Source organism: Deferribacter autotrophicus, from assembly GCF_008362905.1.
GTDB classification, from domain to species: Bacteria; Chrysiogenota; Deferribacteres; order Deferribacterales; family Deferribacteraceae; genus Deferribacter; species Deferribacter autotrophicus.
The window spans coordinates 115,015-134,766 of record NZ_VFJB01000009.1 but is presented as its reverse complement, the minus strand read 5'-3'; the positions used below and the strand labels follow the sequence as shown (position 1 = coordinate 134,766).

Here is a 19,752-nt window from a genome sequence, read left to right as displayed (position 1 = left end):
AGTTACACCGTTTTTTGTGAAGAGATAGTGAAATAGGGAAATATAAACAGTTCAAGGTTCAAAGTTCGACGTTAGCACTAAGCATTAAGTATTAAGTTTTTGCGAAGAGCGCTAGCGACGAAGCAATCTACATAATAATTTTTTCAGTATAAGCGCGTTGAGTTGTTATAATGTATTTCCAATGTATTGTTTTTGCGTAATTTTGTAGATTTTGGGGTGCTCAAAATAAAAAAGTCCTTTACAAATGAAAAGTATGTTGTTATATTTTACATATGATGAGTTCAATATTTTTTAACGCTAATTTGACATCAAATTTTAAAGCTTGGTGGTGGACAGCATTGGATAAGTAGGCTGTTCACCATAGATGTGCGATTAAAAGGGCCGTGTGGTGGACAGCCACACGGCCCTTTTTGGTATACAGACTTTAAGGGCCGTGGGATGAAAAATCTCACGGCCTTTTTTTTTGAAAACTGGAGGTTGAAATGATAAACATTACTTTTGATGAATTTAATAAATTGTCAGAAAAATACACTCATATTCCCATTGTCAGGGAAATTGTGGGAGATATTTATACTCCCATTTCGCTTCTTAGAAATTTTTCCAATGAGAAATTTTTATATCTCTTAGAAAGTGCGAACATTGATAAGAGTTTTTCAAGATTCACATATTTTGCAAAAAGGCCTGAAAAAGTGTTACTGTTTCAAAAGGGGAAACTTATTGAAGTTGCAAATGGTAAAAAAAGTGAGATTCTTTTAAATCCCATTGATTACCTAAATTATGAGATGAATGCATTTAATGGGATGAGAGATGAAAATATAGGAGATTTCTGCGGTGGTTATGTAGGTTTTTTTGGATATGAAATGGCAAATTACATGGGAATTTTGCGTAAGAGGATAAAAGAACCTGATGAGTTACTTATGGGATTGGCATTGATAAATGAGTTTTACGTTTTTGATAATCATTTAAATAAATTTTATGCTGTTTCAGTGGTAAAGACAGATTTAGATCTGGAAGAAGCTTACCGAATGGGACTGGGTAGAACCATTGAAATGGTGGATGAGCTTCACAGGGTAAACTTTGACCTGTCAAACTCAGATGAAATTATCTCTATAAAAAAGGATTTTGATAAGGAAGATTTCATAGAAATTGTGGAGAAAGTGAAGAGAGAAATAATTAATGGTGAAGCAATACAGGTTGTTATATCAAATAAATATGAAGTAGAAGGGTTTATAAATCCCATTAATTTTTACAGAGCGTTACGCAATATAAACCCTTCGCCGTACATGTTTTTCTTTAAATTTGAAGATTACATTGTATGTGGTTCATCCCCAGAAATTCATCTAAAAATCAAAGATAATAAAGCAATTTTAAAACCCATTGCAGGCACTTATCCTGTGGAAAAAGATATAGAGTCTGTAAAAAATAGTCTTTTAAATGATGAAAAAGAAATTTCAGAACACCTTATGCTTTTGGATCTTGCAAGAAATGATCTTTATAGCGGTTGTTATCCGGAAACGGTAAAAGTTAATTCTGCTTTTATCCCTGAGGTATATTCCCATGTGGTGCATATAGTTTCAGAAGTGGAGGGAGTGAAAAAGAAAGAAATAAGCAATCTGGATTTATTTATCAGAACGTTTCCTGCTGGCACAGTTTCAGGTGCTCCAAAGGTGAGAGCTATGGAGTTGATAGATGAGTATGAAAGGAGTGCAAGGGGGTTTTATGCAGGATGTGCTGGATATTTCTCTTTTGCAGGGGATATGGACACGTGCATTACCATCAGAAGTGCTGCTTTCCTGAAAGGGAAAATGGTATTGAGGGCGGGAGCAGGTATTGTGTATGACAGTGTGCCTAAAAAGGAATTTTACGAGGTAGAAAACAAGTTGGGGGCTTTGTTCAAAGCAATAGAAGTAACAAAAAATATGGAGAGTGGTCATGTTTTTACTGGTAGATAATTACGATTCTTTTACTTACAACCTTTTTGCACTTTTTAAAGAGGCAGGTGTTGATCTTGATGTGATAAAAAATGATGAATTTAAAGATGCATCAAATTATGAAGGAATAATTATTTCGCCGGGGCCATCAAATCCTCAAAATTCTGGTTTTTCAATGAAATATATTGAGGAATATGCCGGGAAAAAGCCTATCTTTGGCGTCTGTCTTGGTATGCAGTGTATTGCCTATTATAAAACCGGAATAATTCGCAGTGCTAAGACTATTATGCATGGGAAGATTGATGAGATAGTTAAAACTAATGACTCAAGGATTTTGAAGGGGTTACCTGATAGATTTAAATCTGTTCGTTACCATTCTCTGGCTATAGAAGTAAGTGAGCAGTTTGTCTGTGCGAGGGCGTTATCTGATAATGAAATTATGGCCATAGAGTTTAATGAGGAAAAGCTCTATGGAGTTCAGTTTCATCCAGAATCTATCAAAAGTGAGTATGGCTTACAAATTGTTAATAATTTTATAAAAATATGTAGGGAGGATGTGACATGAATGAAATAATCAAAAAAGTATATAGTGGGCAAAAACTTACTGAGAATGAAGCATTATTATTCTTTGATGCAATGATGACTGGCAGTTTAAGTGATGCTCAGATAGGTGGAGCATTAATAGCTATGAAAATGAGAGGGGAAAGTGCTGATGAGATTTTTGCAGCGGCTAAAGTATTAAACAAATATAAAATTAGATTTGAACACAGCAAACAAAGATGTATTGATACATGTGGGACTGGTGGTGACGGTAAAAGTTGTGTGAATGTGTCATCAGCAGTGGCTATTATACTTTCGTCCATGGGATATCCTGTAGTAAAGCATGGAAATGTGGCTATAAGTGGTAGAGTAGGTTCTGCAAATATTTATGAAGCTTTTGGTATCCCTGTGAAAATGGCGCTTGATGAAGCTCAAAAGTTTTTTGATAACCACAATTTTGTTTTTCTTTTTGCACCAAATTTTCATCCTGCAATGAAGTATGTTGCCCCAATAAGAAAGGATTTGATGGTGCCCACAATTTTTAATCTTCTTGGACCTTTAGCAAATCCTGCAGAGCCAGAGTATCAGATAATAGGTGTGGGGGATTCATCCAAATTGAGCGTTTATGCTGAGGCAGTAACAAGGTTTAAGAATAGGAAATTTATAGTTTATTCATCAAAAGATGGATATGACGAAGTTTCAACAAAGGATATGACAATCTGCTACAAGATTGTTAATGGGGTGGCCGAGCACTTAACCGTTAACCCTGAGGAGTTTTTTGAGCCTTTTGATATGCCTTGTGTAAGGGATGAAGTTGAAGCAAAGAGACTTTTTCTTAATGGAATAACTGGAGAAGATGAAAACGTGGCCAAACTTTTTGCACTCAATACTGCCCTTGCTCTTCATCTTTTAGAAGATATAGATTTGAAGAGTGGATATTTGAAAGCGTATGAAAAAATAAAAAGTGGTGAATGTTACAATAAGATGAAAATGCTATCAGCTGTTGAGGTATAAAATGTTTTTAAAAAAGATTTATGAGCTTAAAAAAGCTGAGGTTAAAGAACTTAAAAAAGGAACTGAGAAAAGAGTTAAAGAGGTTATCCCTTTTGAAAGATTTCTTCCTGATAGAAGGATTATAGCTGAGGTGAAGCAGGCTTCTCCGTCACTTGGTGAAATAAAGAAGGTGGATGTAAAAAGACAGGCTGAGTTGTATGAAAAAGGTGGTGCAGCAGCTATTAGTGTACTTACGGATAAAAATTATTTTAATGGTGATTTCAAATTTTTAAAAGAAATTTCTAGTGCGGTAAATTTGCCCATTCTTTGTAAAGATTTTATTGTTGATGAGGTTCAGATTGATTTGGCTTATGAGTATGGAGCTGATGTAATTTTGCTCATAGCTTCGATGTTAGAAGGTGATGAGCTAAAAAAATTGTTTGATTATTCTAAGAAATTAGGTCTTGAGGTGCTTGTGGAGATACACGAATATGAAGAGCTCTATAAGTTAAAAGACCTTGATGTGAAATTTCTTGGAGTCAATAGCAGAGATTTGACCACATTGAAGGTGAATAAAGAAAAGGCGTTGAAAACGATGTCCAAAATAAAGGGTAATTATATCAAGATTGCTGAAAGTGGAATTGAGACTAAAGAAGATATAAAAAGATTTAAAGAGGCTGGGGCTGATATGTTTCTTGTGGGTACATCTTTGATGAAAAGTGATAATCCTGTAGAGTTGTTAAAGGAATTATCTGAGGGGTATTCATGTTTGTAAAGGTTTGTGGTATTACAGATTTTTGTCAGATTGACTGGGCAGTGGAGCTTGGTTTTTCTGCTATTGGCGTAGTTCTTTATCCAAAAAGCAAAAGATATGTGACCAGTGATTTCGCAAAAAAATTGAGTAGTTATGCAAAAGGGAAAATACTCACAGTATGTGTGAGCCTCACTTATGATGACATGAAGGATTGTGCTAATTTTTTTGATTATGTGCAAATTTATGAATACAGAAAAGTTAAAGGCTTAATATATGCTTCTTCTGCTGAACCAGCTCATAGAGATTATGAATATTTTATGTTTGATGCAAGTATGGGAAAAGGTATTTTTGATGAGGATATACCTGATTGGATATACAATTATAGAGAGAAGCTGATTTTTTCAGGTGGTCTTGATGAAAACAATGTTCGTAGCGTGATAGAAAGGATTAAGCCTTTTGGTGTAGATGTGTCCTCATCAGTTGAAGAGTCTCCCGGGATTAAAAGCTATGATAAAATGAAAAGATTTATTGAAGCATGTAAAAATGCAATGACAGAAAAATAACTGGCGTTGCCAATTTAGTAATTAGTTCTCACTTAAAAAGTGAGAACTAATTATTCAATAAAAAATTTTTTATGATTTTAGTTTTCGTTTTATGAAATGCATTTTATAAATACTTAAAAAGGGTTACATCCCCCATTTTTTTTGTAAAAATTATTCAGAAACTGGGGGAATTTTTATAGAAATATTGAAATAAATCAATTATTATAAATTAGTTGCCACTTTTCAGTGGCAACTCCTACGTTTTTTTGTTGTATAAGAAAATTATATTATGTAATGAATTAAGAATGGGACAGAGGACTACAGTGGGAATAAGCTTAAAAGCTTCATATTTAGTCTGTCCCCCGTCCCGAAAGTCCCTATTGGTTGATTTGGCTATCAAGCCACTGTCAAACGGGAGTTTGGATTCGGGACTAAAATATTTTAAGTGAGGTTTGACATGAAAAATGACAAATTTGCTTTCTTTATAGGTGTTGATGTTTCCAAAGATAAGTTTAATTGCGCTATTATTAACAATAAGCTTGAACTTCTCAAAGAAGCTGAATTTCAAATGGACATTGATGGTTTTAACAGCTTCTATGACTTGATTAAAAAGTATGACTCCTCTATCATTGCTCTTGAATCTACTGGCAGCTATCACATTAACCTCTTAGCATCCCTTGTATCCAAAAAGAAAGATGTCTGTCTTATTAATCCAGCTCTCATCAAAAAATTTGCCCAATCCGTTACTCTCAGAAAAACCAAAACCGATAAAATTGATGCTGTTATCATTGCTAAATTTATAGCTAAGAATATTGAACATTTCAATTATTTTGCTCTTCCTGAGTCCAATGATATTATCGCACTTGCCAGGATGAGAGAACATATTACTCAGCAGATTGCAAGAGTTAAGACTCAGCTTAAACAGCATCTTACTGTAGTATTTCCTGAACTTGTGGCAAATGCCAATGTATTTACTCAATCCATTTTGCATATCCTTAAACATATGCCTACAGCTGAAATCATCAGGAATGCTAATGAAGATGATATTCAAAAGATTCTTGATGAATTGAAGTTTGCACATAAGTCAAATATTACCCCTCAGAAGCTCATATCCCTTGCTAAATCCTCCATTGGTATTTCCTCTGATATCTGGGCTACTGTCATCAAAGAAGATGTTGAAATGCTCATATTTCTTAATAGCCGACTTGATAATATTACGAAGGAATTTATTGATAAAATAAAATCTTCCAAAAAAGATGATATGGAGATTATTACTTCTATCAAAGGAATTAATGATATTACCGCTGCCCATTTTCTTGCAGAAATTAAAGATATAAACAGATTTGCCAACAAAGGTAAACTTGCTGCCTATGCCGGGATAGATCCTGCTATTAAACAATCCGGAAGTATGTATAGTAACGGCAGAATAAGTAAAAAAGGATCCCGGTCCCTTAGGCGTATTCTTTATCTTATGGCAAGTGGTGTTATGAAGTTTAATGAGTATTTTAGAGCGTATTATTTGAAAAAGAAGGAGGAAGGTATGCCTCATAGAAAAGCTATGATTGCATTGTGTAACAAACTTGTGCGTGTACTTTATGCCATGCTTACAAAAAAAGAGGTTTTTCATATGCCTAAATTATCTTAATAATTTTTAATATTTATAGTTGACTAATTAGAAGTTGATAATAGATAGATTGCATGTACACAGAGGAAAAACATTTTTCGGGAAACCTGCCTCGCAGTGGCACCGGACGTGTCACGAGAATGAGAAAAATGTTTTCCCTCTGTAGTTTTGTTATTGTTGTTTTGGGAGATGAAGGAGAAAATATAGAGGTGGAAAATGGAAAAATTATTTTATGGTGAGTTTGGTGGCCAGTTTGTTGCAGAAACCCTTATACCTGCTCTTGATGAACTTGAAAAAGCATTTCTTAAAATAAAAAATGATAAAAGATTTAAAGAAGAGCTTGATGATTTGTTAAAAAATTATGCAGGTAGACCAACCCCTGTATATTTTGCAAAAAATCTTTCAAAAAAATATGGGGTAAATATTTATCTAAAAAGAGAGGATTTACTTCATACAGGTGCTCATAAAATTAATAACACACTTGGTCAGGCTCTTCTTGCAAAATATATCGGGAAAAGCAGGGTTATTGCAGAAACCGGTGCAGGTCAGCATGGTGTAGCCACTGCAACAGCTTGTGCACTCTTAAATCTTGAGTGCACAGTGTATATGGGTAGCGTTGATGCAAAAAGGCAGGCTGTGAATGTGGAAAGGATGAGGATGCTAGGTGCTGAGGTAAGAGTGGTAGATGAGGGGAGTAAAACTTTGAAGGATGCTGTGAGTGCTGCTCTTAGAGATTGGGTTAGCAGTGTGGATAATACACATTATCTCATTGGCTCAGCAGTGGGGCCATACCCATTTCCTGAAATAGTGGCTCATTTTCAATCCGTAATTGGTAATGAAGCAAAAGAATACTTTTTTACAAAAGGGGTTATGCCGGATGTTGTGGTGGCCTGTGTGGGTGGTGGAAGCAATGCCATAGGTATTTTTAGAGGTTTTGTGGATGATAAAGATGTGGAGTTGATAGGGGTAGAAGCAGGTGGTATTTCTGATGAGCCTGGAAACCATGCTATGAGTATTGGAAAAGGTAAAAAGGGGATTTTTCAAGGTAGTCTCTCTTATGTGATTCAGACAGACGAAGGGCAAATTGCAAGGGTTCATTCAATTTCTGCAGGGCTTGATTATCCTGGGGTGGGTCCAGAGCATGCCTATTTAAAGGAGATTGGTAGAGTGAAATATGAATGTGTGAGAGATGAGGAAGCTCTCAAAGCTTTTTTTGAGTTGACAAGGAATGAAGGGATTTTACCAGCTTTAGAATCGAGTCATGCTGTTGCCTATGTTCTTAAAAATTGTGAAAAATTTAAAGGTAAAAATGTGTTGATAAATCTTTCGGGAAGAGGGGATAAGGATTTGCATATTATACATGAAGCAAAGGAGTTGATATGAAAGGGGTATATATTGTTTTGAATTATCCAGATAAAGAGAGTTTTAGAAGAATTTATGATTATTTGATTAATAGTAATTTAATTGATTTTATTGAAATTGGATATCCATTCAATGATCCTGTGGCTGATGGTGCAGTGATAGCTGAGGCTGTGGAAAAAGTGCATGATAAAGTGAGCTATAATGATTTGAAAAAAATATTGGAGATTTCGTGCAATAAAAAAAAGTATGTGATGACTTATGCAAATGTAATATATAGTTATGGGATAAAAGAGTTTAGCAGAGATTTTACACCTTTCTTAGATGGTTTAATCATAGCTGATTTACCAAACCGGATGCATACATTTTTTAAAGAAAGAGATTTTAGAATCAAAATTACCCCTTTTGTGACACCTGCAAGCAGACTTGAGGATATTGAAAGTCTAAAAGGAAGTGATGCAGATTTTATCTATTATGTGGGGGTAAAGGGAACAACTGGCACATTTACAGATGGTAATAAAAGTTTAAATGAGGAAAAAGTGAAACTTATAAAAGAGGTTACTGGTAAAAAGGTTGTGTATGGCTTTGGAATAAGAAGCAGGGGTGATGTTGAGAGAATTTTAAAATTTGCCGATGGAGTGGTGATAGGCACTGAGATTGTGAAAAGACAGCCAAATTTTGAGGAATTAAAATCATTTGTTGAGGAGGTTTATCAAGAGCTTTAAAATATAAAGCAGATTTTATTATACAACGAGCATTGATTATACTAATTTAAGGTGATGAGTTTAGTAAGCTCATTGTTGGATTATGCCTATTTGGCAATCTGTTATATTGGAATTGCAACCATTTTTTAGACACAAAGTTAAGCAATCATTTCATTTAACTTACAAAAACTCTGATATTTCTCATCAGGTGTCAAATAACCTATACCAGAATGTAATCTTTTCCGGTTATAAAAACATTCAATATATTCAAAAATTGCATTCTTCATCATTTCCCACGTCATACCTTTCAGAAACTGAACCAATTCTACCTTTACAGTCTTAAAAAAACTCTCAGCATACGCATTATCATAACAATGGCCATCAGATGTCATACTTTGAGAAATCTTTAATCTCTTCAATTCATTACGAAATTCTAAACTGCTATACTGGCTCCCTCTATCTGAATGAAATATTGATGGTATCCTTCCACAATGTTTAACTGCAAAACGAAAGGCTCGTAACACTGTCTCTCTCGCACTCATACCAGTAGAAAATGCATAACCAACAATCTTACGACTATACAAATCCATTATCGTCGTTAAATATTTCCAACCACCTGATACTTTCAAATACGTTATATCTGATACCCATACAGAATCTGAACCATGAATAACATCATTCTTTTTCAACAAATTCTCACTGTATTTATCCTTATAATTCCTGATTGTTGTTCGTTTATAACTCTTACGAATCCTGCTCCTGATTCCAGCCTTGCGCATTATATCTGAAACCAATTTGCGACTGCATTTATAACCAATACGAATTAATTCGGCATGAATACGTGGACTGCCATATAATCCCCGGCTGTCCCCATATATCTCTCGTATTTTAGATAATAATTTTTGCCTGTAAATCCTTCGTTTACTCAAACCTTGACATCTCCATTTATAGTAACCACTGCGACTCACTCCTAATAATCGGCACATTCTCTCTACACTATAATTCCTCATATTATCCCTTATAAACCTGTATTTTTCGAGCGAGCTGATGAGAAAATGGCCAACGCCTTTTTTAATATTTCTCGCTCCTCCTCCAAATCCAATACCTTCTTGCGAAGCTCATGATACTCTTTCTCCGATGGCTTTAAATTACCTTTGCCTGGAAAACATTCCTCATTATCAGACTTGTAAGCAGAACGCCACTTACAAAGCAATTGATACGATATGCCAAGATCTGAGGCTATCTCTTTTACGCTCTTATCACTATTAAGTGTCAGTTGGACCGCTTCCAGCTTAAATTCCTTGCTGTAACTTCTTCTTGATTTAATCATAACTGAACCTGCCTTTCTCCTTTAGTCTAATACTTCCTTAACTCTTTGTCTACTTTATTGTAGCAAATCCATATTTTTTGCTGTTAAAATTTATCCTCAGCAAATTATCCCTTTTTAAAAAAGCTACTAATCCTCATTATCTAATGAGAGATCAAAAATATGCATATCTCCCACATATTTCATAATACTGTATTTTTTTAGAGAGGATAATTTGTCTACAATCTTTGAAATTCTTTCAGCAGAATCTTCGCACATCTTCAGATATTTATCGATAGTCTTAAGAGCTTCTGGATGTTGAGTTTCTAATAGAGTTCTTATTATTTCAAATCCCATGGTTAAAACAGTTAGAGGTTGATTAAAGTGATGGGCAATACCTCCACCAAGCTGGAGTGCAACCTTATCCCTTTCATAATTTAATAGCTCTTCTTCCATTTCTTTAGTGCGTAAAATCCTTTTTACTCTTGCAAGAAGCTCATTTTCATAAGATGATTTTAAGATATAATCATCAGCTCCTCTTTCAAAGGCTTCGTCAATGGCTTCAGCATCAGCTTTTACTGTGAGTATTATGACAGGTATTCTTTTTAAGTTTTCATCATCTTTTATTTCAGATAGAACTTCAAAACCACTTTTTTCAGGCATTAATAAATCAAGGAGAATTAAATCTACATGGTTTTCTCGTATGAAATTTAGCGCTTCATCTGAATTTTTAAAGCCATAGAAATTGCATTCAATAAATTTATTTAGTTTTTTTTCAAGATTTATTAAAACAGATTCTTCATCATCAATGGCAACTATATTTTTTTTCCTAAATGTCATATTTCACCTCATTATTAAGATAATTTAAAATTTATATGATTTAAAATTATTTTTTTTATTGCTTCTTTGTTAGCTAACGGCTCAAATGTACTATTAATATTCAAAAATTTCAATGCAAGCGTAAAAAAGACTCTTGCATTTTCTAGGTCACCCAGCGCCTTTAATGAAAGGGCTTGATAAAAGTAATATACATAATCATCTTTTAACATTGCAGCTTTTCTGAAATTATCAAGAGCATTTCTGTAGTCCTGTTTGAGATAATAATACATACCTGCCAAAAAGAAATATTCATCATCTTTTAAAGAGTATTTGAATTCATTTAATTTTTTTTCTAAATTGTATGTATCCTCAGAATCAATGTGTATCATCAATTCTTCTAATTTGGAGTCTTTAAGTTCATGGGATGATTCAACACTTATATTGTGTAGATAATTTAAGGCGTCATCTTTTCTGTTTGATAATAAAAGGGCATTTATATCCTTTTTAACTTTCTTGAAATTGATAACAGGTTTTGGTTTTTTATAAGTAATGTCTGTGATATCACCAGTCTTTTTATATACAAATGTATCTTGAATATTTAATGGAGTATAACCTGATTGATTTAGCAGAGTAAACTCTCCTGGAGCTAAAAATAGATAACCATTATCAACCAGGGAATCATTTATAAAGCGTTTTAGTATGTGGGCAATATTTTTTTGAGAAAAGTATATTAATACGTTTCTGCAAAGGATAAGATGACAATTTGGGAAAAAAGGGTCGTGCAATATATTATGTCTTTTGAAAGTTACCATTTTTTTTATGTTTTCTTTTATATGGTAAACGTTGTCTTTTTTATCAAAATAGGTGTTTAAAATATTACTATCGAGATTTCTTATATGCCACTTTGAAAATTCTCCCTTTTCAGCCACTGCAAGGGCATCTCTGTCGATATCTGTACCGATAATGGTAATTCTGTCTTTAAGATGAGGATATTTTTTGTCTATAATTATAGCAATGGTATAGGGTTCACATCCTGTGGAGCAACCTGCAGACCAGATTTTGATGTTATTGAAGTTTTTAGCAATTTCAGGAATTATAACATCTTCAATAGCTCTAAACTGGTTTTCATGCCTGTAAAAAAAAGTCTCGTTTATGACAAGAGATTCGATAATATCTTCTAACAGATTTGTGTTTTTCAGTGATTCTTCAATTATATCATCGATGGATGATAATCTTTTTTCAGCTATACGATTTAAAATTGTATGCAGGTTAGATTCATAAAAACCATAAACCCTAAAGCCACTCACATTTTCTATTTTTTTGCAAAGCATGTTGAAGAGAGTCCTATCCATTTAGTAACACCTCATTCAGTGAGCACAACTCAAATACTTTATCACAAAATCCAGCATTAAGTACAGATTTAGGCATTGTATCAATTAAAGCCTCATCAGGAGATTGACAAAATACCATGCCTCCATATTTTTTCACAGCTTCAGCACCTTTTAAGCCATCAGAGCACATTCCGGAGAATATGGCAAATATGGTTTTTTCTCGAAAAATTTCAGCAACACTGATAACGAATGGGTCAGCAGGTGGGGAATAAAGGTCTGTTTCTAAATGGGGCTTGGTGATAAATTTTGTAAGTATTGTTTTCTTTAAGGTGGTGTGATAATTCGGATGAAGGACATATAAACAATCTTTTATTTCAAAAGGGATGTCAAAATCTACTGCTATCACCTCTTTGTTGGTTTTAGAGCGCAGCCAATCTATATAACCATCAAACATCATTGGTTCTATATGTTGTATTAATACAAAAGGTGAGGGAATGACCTCTATTTGTTTTAAAATGTCAGGTGTGATTTTTGGACCACCTGTAGACATGGCAAAAATGATAATTTTATTAGAATCAGTTTCAAATGGGTCAGGTATTATAATCTCTCGTTTTACTTTCTTTTTCTTATTCTTATACTCTGATATCCGTTTTTTCATAATAAAGGCATTTTTAATTTTTCTGAGTAGAATCTTTGCAAAACTTTCATTTATATTTTCAGGTTTATTTATCACATCAATACAATAGTTGTGTATCAAATCAAAAGCTTCCTTTATTATGTTATTGTCTAAAGAAGTGAGAACTATAATAGGCAATCCAAATTTCTCAAAAATAATCCTTGATGCCTTTTCACCATCCATAACAGGCATATCAAGGTCCATAAATACCACATCTATTTTTTCTTTTTCACAGATTTCTACGGCTTCTTTACCATTTTCAGCTGTAAAAATTTGATTTATTTCGTCATACTTTGAAAGCAACTCCTTTATTGTTTCTCTAACAAAAAGGGAATCATCTGTTAATAAAATGTTAATATTGTGCACCTATTAAACTCCTTATCTTGTCTAAAAATTCTTCACCGGAAAATTGGCTTTTTGTTATGAAAAAATTTGCACCACTTTTTAACCCTTTATTTATGCTTTCTTTATCAGAGAGAGTTGAAATAAGTATGATAGGGATATTTGGATTTTTTACACCAGTTCTTATCTGCTTTGTCAGAGTATAGCCATCCATTTCAGGCATCTCAATATCAGATATAATAATTTTTATATCATCCCTATTATTGAAAATATTCAATGCTTCTTTTCCGTTTGTTGCTTCAATGACGTCAAAACCAGCTGTTAAAAGAATGTGTTTTTCAAGTTCCCTTGTGGCAAAAGAATCTTCTACAAGAAGGACTTTTGGTCGTTCTTTTGTGTCTTCTATGGTAATTTGCTTAACAGGTGTTATTTGATTGATTTTTTCATACAGATAATCAAGATCTATTAAAGGTATAACTGAGCCATCATAGTTTGCGATGAAATGAGAATAGGTTTTTAAATGTTCAACAAGCCCACCATATTTGTAAAGCTTCATTTTTGAGTTTGTTTTTATATCTTTAGCTGTGATACCAAAGATTTTACCACGGTAGTTTATGAAGATGATGTAGTTATTTAAGTCATTTTCACAGTTTAAAATATCAGAAGTGTAAGAGAATTTATAAGCATTGTCATTTACCGTGTAAAGCATTGCATTGTCACTGTAAATAATTTTTGATTCATCAAAAGTCATTATTGATTCGATAGAATTTAAAAAAAGCGCAAAATCTAACCCAGCATAGTGAAATATTAGGACTTCAGTTTCCATAAAACTAACAGGAACAATAAGAGAAAATTTTGTAAATAAATCAGTTTTGTGATCAATCTCGATTTTACCACCGACTTTATTCATTACATCCTTTACAATGTATAGTCCTTCACCTCTACCGGAGATATCTGTGGTTTTATCTTTTGTGGAAAAGGAAGATTGAAAAATGAGATAAATTACTTCATTGTCGCTCATATCATCTACGTTGTATCCTAAAGACTTAGCTCTATTCCTTATTTTGTTTATATTGATACCTCTACCATCATCTTTTATGGTAATTTTTGCATAATTTTTATCAGCTATGCATTCTATCTCAATTGTCCCTTCGGGATTTTTATTTTTTTTAATTCTTTCAGCCGGTGTTTCCAAACCGTGATCCACACTGTTTCTTATCAAATGGATAAGAGGCTCCTGCAGTTTCAGTAAGATATCTTTGTCAAATTTTATATCTTCGCCTTTTATTATAATTTTTACGTCTTTTCCAAGCTCTGCTGCCAATGTTTTAGCACTTTCTTTTAATGTTTGTGTAATTTCTTTAAATTTTAGCATTTTGAAAGAGAGTGCAGTTTCATGGTTTATTCTACTGCTTATTTTTATATCGGTAATTATTTTTTCCAAATCATTTGAAAGATTATGGAGTTTTATTTCATTTGTTTGAATGATATTTTGAATAAAGTTTTTATATTTTTCATCTGCTATGTTTGATTTTAGTGACTTAAGATTATCAAATATTGACTCAATTAATGAAATAATGTTGCTTTTTAAAAAGAATAAATTTTCAGATTTAGATATCATATTATAAAGGTTTTGTAGATGTTGGTTCAGCTCTATTTCATGTATTTTGTAAATATTTTGTTTTAATAGGTTACTATTGTCTTCCTCAAATGGCAAAGATGTTATTTTGTCGTTGGTTGTATGGCTGTAAGAAGAGAAATCCTGCAGTTTTGAAATCTCTTCTGTTAGACTTTCTATTTCTTCATCAGACACATTGTCAATGTCACTAAGTATAGAAATGATTTTATCAGCTACTGAGTATAAAAAATTTATAAAACTGCTATCAATTTTATCAGGAATATTTCTCATTGATTTTACTTTATCTTCAATGGCATGAATAAAGCTGGAAAAAGCCTTGTAACCCATCATTCGGGATGAGCCTTTTATTGTATGGAGATATCTAGCTATGAGTTCGAGATTATCCTTTTGCTGTTTAGGATCAAGTAGTTTACTGGCAGCAGATTTAATGTTTACAGTGTTATCTATGCTTTCTGAAAGAAAAATTTCTTTCAGTCTTTTATTCATTATCTACCTGTTTCATAATTTCTCTTAGTCTTATAATATTTTCTGAAATAATGTTTGCTGATTCTTTAGTTTCTTCACTTGATTTAGTAATATCAGTAATTGCCTGAGAGATGTCTTTTACAGTGGCTGTTATATCATTGAGCCCTATTGTGTGGTCTTTAAAAGACTCGGTAATGTCAGTAATATTTACAGCTATTTTTGAAACTGAATCTTTGTTTTTCATTATAAGGTTCTTTAACGGTTCAAAATAATCTTTGGAGTGAAGGATGTTTTTCAGTGCTTCTTCTGTAGTCATAGTGGTTTTGTTTATACTGGTGATTATATCATTTACCATTTTTTTAATATCAGATGACGTTGATTCTGCTTTGTGGGCAAGTTCTTTTACCTCTTGCGCTATAATAGTAAATTTTTCGGATTCGTCTTCAGATTTTGCTGCTTCAATGGCTATATTAATTGCAAGAATCTTTGTTTGATTAGCTATGTCAAAGATACTGTCAACAAAGGAGGTAATGCTATAAGCCTTTTCTGTTAGTCCTGCAATTTCATTTGATATAAAAGTTGCAGATTGATTTATTTTATCTATAACTTTTTCAAATTCTAACAGTTTATCTGTGCTCTCATAACTGCTTTCTTCAATATTTTCTATGAGTTTTTTCATTTTTTCTAAAGAGATATCAAGATTTTTTACCACATTTCTTATTTCATCAAGGGCAGAGCTGATTTCTGAAAGTGCTGAGCTTTGTTCTGAGAGAGAGGATGAAGTGTTTAGTACGGTAGATTTCAACTCATTAGATATAGAAGTCAATTCGTAAATGGTAGATTCTATCTGCTCAATATTTGATTTCAAGCTATTATATTTATTAGATATAAATTCAATTTGCTTTTTAAACTTTGTGATGTCAGTTATGATAAAAAGTGTGTTATTATCAGAGGTTGTCCTTTTGCGAAGTAATAAAGTGTCATTTTCAAATTGAAATTCCTTATTGTCTTCCAGTACATCAATGATGTTAAATAAATCATTAAAAGATTTGTGTTTTAAAAGTTCATCTTTTTTACCAACTTCAACACCAAAATATTTGTAAACAGAATCTGAAACAAAAATAATCTCATTTTCTAGATTTTTTAGTAAAACAAGATTTGTGGTAGTTCTGATAATATTTTTAAAAGCATTTTTTTCCTGAGTTTCTTTATTAATCTCATCAATAAAGGTTTCGAATATGTTTTTAAGTTCGTCAGGCAGATTTTTTATATCAATATCCTTAAGTTTTTTATTTTGCAAAGATTTTAAAAGGTTGTATAAATAATCCACTTCTGATTGATAAATTTTTGAATACCTGATTACACCCCACAAACCTACTAACAGAATTAAGGCAATGATAAAGGTGAAGAGTAATGCTTTATTAAAGATGTTTGCACTGTTTTTAATGATTATTTGATTGTTAAATGCGTAATGTTTTTCTGTTTCAACAGGTTGTTCAGGATCATTAATGCTCTGATAAACTGGATAAAAAGCAACTTTGCTGTTTGAAAAGGTGATTTCCTGACTAATAATGTATAATGTTTTTTCGTCCAATCTATAAAAGGTATTAATATTTATTTTGTTTTGGTTGCCTGTAACAGCAGTAACTGGTTTGCCAATGATAAGATCATTGTAAATGAATGATATTTTTGTGACAGGAGTTGTCTTTATCTCATTAATTACCTGGAGAGGAAGAAAATTATCATCACTATTTTTTATAAGTTTCACTATTTTGTAATTTTCAGAAGGTTTAAAATCTTTCAGACCATTTTCAAGAATAGACTTTAAAATAGTAAAATTTTCTGCTTCTTTTGATTTTATTATGTTTTCAAGTTTTAGTGATTCAATCTGTGCTAAAGCTTCATATTTGTTTTTAAGGTATTTATAAAAATATGTGGATGAAACAAATAATAAAAATGCTGAAAATAATATATAAATATAAATAATTCTGTTTAAATATTTAGCAGTGGTACCTTTATTCATTTTATGCCTCCTATTCTCTAATTTTCAATTCAGATGCCTGAAAAAGCATATCATGATTTAGTAAAAAATGATTTAAATTGTTATAGAGTAAGATTTTATTTTTATTTAAAAATGAAATGTTTGTAATATTTTCGCTGCTTATAATTTTATAATCAGTAGCAGTATCGATTTTTTCGATTGCAAAGGAGATAAATATATTATTTTTAGAGAAAAATAGTAAGTAGTTAATGTTATATGAAGTTATGTCAAAGAAATGACCTAAATTGTAGACAGGTGTGATTTGCTCGTTAAAAACGGTGAAAGTTAACAGTTGAGGTGGTAAGTTAGGCAGTCTTTTGAGATTTGAAATAGACGTAGATTTGTAAATATATTTTAACTCTATTGCGAAACCTATATTTTTTATATAAAATAAAGACATTGTATCCATTAAATAAAATTATATACAAATAGGTATAAATGACAACTATTTTGATAGTTGATGATTCTTTGTTTGTTCAGGAAAGTTTGAAAGAAGAGTTATTCAAGATAGATAAGGATTTAGTTGTATTGTGCGCCAAAAATCCTGTGGAAGCGGAGAAGATTTTAAAAGAATACATTATTGATTTAATGCTTCTTGATGTGAAGATGCCTATAAAATCAGGAAATATTTTTTTAAAAGAGATTCGCAGTTTGAGTTATTATTCAGATTTACCCATTGTGATGTTGACAAGTATTACTGAAAAAGCGCTTATTTTGGAGTTGGCAAAGTTAGGAATAGATGGATATGTGGTTAAGAATAATTTAGCAAATATAAGAGATAAGATTGAAAAATTTATTAAAAATCCATCAGAGATAAATAGACTGAAGCAGTTTTCAAGAGTTAGTGAATTTATTTCTTTGAAGGATAGATGGTTTCAGCAGCTTTTTGATTTGCTTTATGATGGAGATTATTCTTCTCTAGACATGGATGTTTTAGAGGAACTTAATAGAGGTTTGAAAGTAGTAAATAAAAGTTACAAACTTAGTAATTTAGAAAATGATCTGAGAATAAGGATTTTGGCAGGTGCTATTTTTCTTAAAAAGCAGAAACCTATTTTTGTATGGCAGGAGTATTCATTTATTGAAAAGTTAAAAGAGAAAGTCATAGGACTTTTGTTAGGATTTTACCTTTATGTGATATTGAAAGGTATTTATGAGACAGAGATGTACTCTCTTATTATAACGTATATTTTGAATCTATTTATAATTGGAGAATATTGCGGTAGGCTTAAATATGATGTGGAGATATTAAGCCAATTAATTAAGAAGCAGTTTTTACTTTTTTATAAAATGTTTCTTCAGAATTGCCCAATAAAAATGCCAAACTTTTTTGAAGATTTACAAAGAAAATCAGTTAAAGAGATACTATTTATGATAGAAGATGTCAGTAGTAATTTATTTCCGGATAACCCTTTTGAATTAAGTGTTGAGAAGGGGTTTAATAATAAATTCGAGGAAATGCATCAAATTATACTGAAAGAAATTTATAAAAATATATAAAAAAAAGAGGCCTTTTGGGCCTCTTTTAGATTTTATTTTTCAACTTCAATTTTTACTGTTTTTTCCTTTTCTTCTTCAGCTTTTGGAAGCTCTATCTCAAGAACTCCGTTTTTAAATTTAGCTTTAACTTTGTCAGATTGCACTTTTTTGGGGATCTGGATTTCTCTTAAGAAGCTACCAAATACCCTTTCTTTTCTATAATAATTTTTATCTTTTTCCTCTTTTTCTTCTTTTCTTTCACCTTTTATTGTTAGTATGTTGTTTGTAAGGCTGACTTCAATATCTTTTTCAGATAATCCTGGTAGGTCAGCTTTAATGATGAATGCATCTTTAGTTTCTGCAATATCAATGTCAGGTATAAATTTAACGACATCATCTAATGTTTTTGGTACTTTAAAGAAATCATCAAACAGTTTGTTAATTTCTTCCTGGAATGCTAACAACTCTTTAAAAGGGTTTGTTACTGCGGGTTTATTACCTCTCCATCTCTCTAACATAACCCACCTCCTATTTTTTTTTATTTTTTCTATTTAATAAAATATGCTTGAGCCAAACTGTGTCAAGTTTTTTTTGTTATGTGGACTAATATGTTTTTTGTGCCTGAAATTAAAGTGGTTCTAAGTATAATCATATAAAATAAAAAAAGGTTATGAAAATAAGCGGTAGGTAGTGACGCAAATATAACAATGTGATAAAATTGATGAATAAAAATATATGTGATAGCAATAAATTATATATGTTTGAATACTGTATACAATATACAATACACAGTATACACAAATTGAGTATTTTTAGCGCCAATTTAATAGTTGACAAAATTAAAACATTGTATTATTCATATAACCGTTGCAGCATCGCTGCAATAAATTTATAGGAGGTCTTTATGGACAAAGAAAAAGTAATTGATATCAGTTTTTTTAACCCCAAAAGGCCCCACGTTAAGGCTGAGGTAAGAGCAGCCTCTATTACAATCTTTCTTTGGGCCTGTGCGTGGATTTTACCAGTTTTCCTAATCTGGATTACGGGTGATGAAAAAGGGATTGGGCCATTGACAAAGGCAAAGTTTCTTGGGTTCCCATTACATTACTGGTTGTTAGCTCAAGGTTCTACAATAAGCTTCGTTCTGCTTTGTGCTCTCTTTGTCTATCTTTGGAATAAGTTTGTTAAAGCGGGAGAATAGGAGGAT

General features: G+C 32.1%; 20 protein-coding genes. 11 read left to right on the top strand and 9 right to left on the bottom strand.

Annotation, left to right across the window (positions count from 1 at the left end):
* Nucleotides 1–482 precede the first annotated feature (482 nt).
* From FHQ18_RS11065 to trpA, 9 genes are all read left to right on the top strand, one after another.
* Complete coding sequence (locus tag FHQ18_RS11065) at nt 483–1,952, top strand: anthranilate synthase component I family protein (protein ID WP_149267239.1); 1,470 nt, start codon at nt 483–485, stop codon at nt 1,950–1,952.
* Nucleotides 1,933–2,496, top strand: a complete 564-nt coding sequence (locus FHQ18_RS11060; protein ID WP_149267238.1) for an anthranilate synthase component II — start codon at nt 1,933–1,935, stop codon at nt 2,494–2,496. The genes FHQ18_RS11065 and FHQ18_RS11060 overlap by 20 nt, the downstream gene beginning before the upstream one ends.
* A complete protein-coding gene (gene trpD, locus FHQ18_RS11055; RefSeq protein WP_149267237.1) occupies nt 2,493–3,485 on the top strand; it encodes an anthranilate phosphoribosyltransferase in 993 nt (330 codons plus the stop codon). Before FHQ18_RS11060 ends, trpD begins: the two co-directional genes overlap by 4 nt.
* 1 nt (nt 3,486) lies before the next feature.
* Entirely contained in the window at nt 3,487–4,239 is a 753-nt protein-coding gene (locus FHQ18_RS11050) for an indole-3-glycerol phosphate synthase TrpC (protein ID WP_149267236.1), read from the top strand.
* Nucleotides 4,230–4,781: a phosphoribosylanthranilate isomerase gene (locus FHQ18_RS11045; RefSeq protein ID WP_149267235.1), complete on the top strand. Its 552-nt coding sequence runs from the start codon at nt 4,230–4,232 to the stop codon at nt 4,779–4,781. Before FHQ18_RS11050 ends, FHQ18_RS11045 begins: the two co-directional genes overlap by 10 nt.
* Before the next feature lie 436 nt (nt 4,782–5,217).
* The gene (locus FHQ18_RS11040) at nt 5,218–6,405 is read left to right on the top strand and encodes an IS110 family RNA-guided transposase (protein ID WP_149265355.1); all 1,188 of its coding nucleotides are present in this window, start codon (nt 5,218–5,220) and stop codon (nt 6,403–6,405) included.
* Nucleotides 6,406–6,458: 53 nt separating this feature from the next.
* Nucleotides 6,459–6,623, top strand: a complete 165-nt coding sequence (locus tag FHQ18_RS12665; protein WP_188020400.1) for a hypothetical protein — start codon at nt 6,459–6,461, stop codon at nt 6,621–6,623.
* A complete protein-coding gene (trpB, locus tag FHQ18_RS11035; protein ID WP_149267234.1) occupies nt 6,601–7,767 on the top strand; it encodes a tryptophan synthase subunit beta in 1,167 nt (388 codons plus the stop codon). The genes FHQ18_RS12665 and trpB overlap by 23 nt, the downstream gene beginning before the upstream one ends.
* Nucleotides 7,764–8,468 carry a tryptophan synthase subunit alpha gene (gene trpA, locus FHQ18_RS11030; RefSeq protein ID WP_149267233.1) on the top strand — a complete coding sequence of 235 codons (705 nt, stop codon included), beginning with the start codon at nt 7,764–7,766 and terminating at the stop codon, nt 8,466–8,468. Before trpB ends, trpA begins: the two co-directional genes overlap by 4 nt.
* Before the next feature lie 137 nt (nt 8,469–8,605).
* On the opposite strand, the gene FHQ18_RS11025 is transcribed toward trpA, so the two are convergent.
* The 8 genes from FHQ18_RS11025 to FHQ18_RS10990 all read right to left on the bottom strand — a co-directional run bounded on the left by FHQ18_RS11025 (nt 8,606) and on the right by FHQ18_RS10990 (nt 17,475).
* Entirely contained in the window at nt 8,606–9,469 is an 864-nt protein-coding gene (locus FHQ18_RS11025; RefSeq protein ID WP_246798767.1) for an IS3 family transposase, read from the bottom strand.
* The gene (locus FHQ18_RS11020) at nt 9,466–9,777 is read right to left on the bottom strand and encodes a transposase (protein ID WP_149267231.1); all 312 of its coding nucleotides are present in this window, start codon (nt 9,775–9,777) and stop codon (nt 9,466–9,468) included. Before FHQ18_RS11020 ends, FHQ18_RS11025 begins: the two co-directional genes overlap by 4 nt.
* 126 nt (nt 9,778–9,903) lie before the next feature.
* Complete coding sequence (locus FHQ18_RS11015; protein WP_149267230.1) at nt 9,904–10,593, bottom strand: response regulator; 690 nt, start codon at nt 10,591–10,593, stop codon at nt 9,904–9,906.
* Nucleotides 10,594–10,607: 14 nt separating this feature from the next.
* Nucleotides 10,608–11,924: a CheR family methyltransferase gene (locus tag FHQ18_RS11010; protein WP_149267229.1), complete on the bottom strand. Its 1,317-nt coding sequence runs from the start codon at nt 11,922–11,924 to the stop codon at nt 10,608–10,610.
* On the bottom strand, nt 11,917–12,945 hold the full coding sequence (locus FHQ18_RS11005; protein ID WP_149267228.1) for a chemotaxis protein CheB: 1,029 nt from the start codon (nt 12,943–12,945) through the stop codon (nt 11,917–11,919). The genes FHQ18_RS11010 and FHQ18_RS11005 overlap by 8 nt, the downstream gene beginning before the upstream one ends.
* Nucleotides 12,932–15,046 carry a hybrid sensor histidine kinase/response regulator gene (locus FHQ18_RS11000; RefSeq protein ID WP_149267227.1) on the bottom strand — a complete coding sequence of 705 codons (2,115 nt, stop codon included), beginning with the start codon at nt 15,044–15,046 and terminating at the stop codon, nt 12,932–12,934. The genes FHQ18_RS11005 and FHQ18_RS11000 overlap by 14 nt, the downstream gene beginning before the upstream one ends.
* A complete protein-coding gene (locus FHQ18_RS10995) occupies nt 15,039–17,048 on the bottom strand; it encodes a methyl-accepting chemotaxis protein (protein WP_149267226.1) in 2,010 nt (669 codons plus the stop codon). The genes FHQ18_RS11000 and FHQ18_RS10995 overlap by 8 nt, the downstream gene beginning before the upstream one ends.
* 10 nt (nt 17,049–17,058) lie before the next feature.
* Entirely contained in the window at nt 17,059–17,475 is a 417-nt protein-coding gene (locus FHQ18_RS10990) for a chemotaxis protein CheW (RefSeq protein WP_149267225.1), read from the bottom strand.
* Nucleotides 17,476–17,504: 29 nt separating this feature from the next.
* Between FHQ18_RS10990 and FHQ18_RS10985 the strand changes: the two genes are divergently transcribed.
* Complete coding sequence (locus tag FHQ18_RS10985; RefSeq protein ID WP_149267224.1) at nt 17,505–18,566, top strand: response regulator; 1,062 nt, start codon at nt 17,505–17,507, stop codon at nt 18,564–18,566.
* A gap of 32 nt (nt 18,567–18,598) precedes the next feature.
* Here the strand turns inward: FHQ18_RS10985 and FHQ18_RS10980 are convergent, their stop codons facing one another.
* Complete coding sequence (locus FHQ18_RS10980; protein WP_149267223.1) at nt 18,599–19,063, bottom strand: Hsp20/alpha crystallin family protein; 465 nt, start codon at nt 19,061–19,063, stop codon at nt 18,599–18,601.
* Between the two features lie 386 nt (nt 19,064–19,449).
* On the opposite strand from FHQ18_RS10980, the gene FHQ18_RS10975 reads away from it, so the two are divergent.
* Nucleotides 19,450–19,746, top strand: a complete 297-nt coding sequence (locus tag FHQ18_RS10975) for a DUF4212 domain-containing protein (RefSeq protein WP_149267222.1) — start codon at nt 19,450–19,452, stop codon at nt 19,744–19,746.
* The last annotated feature ends 6 nt before the right edge of the window (nt 19,747–19,752 follow it).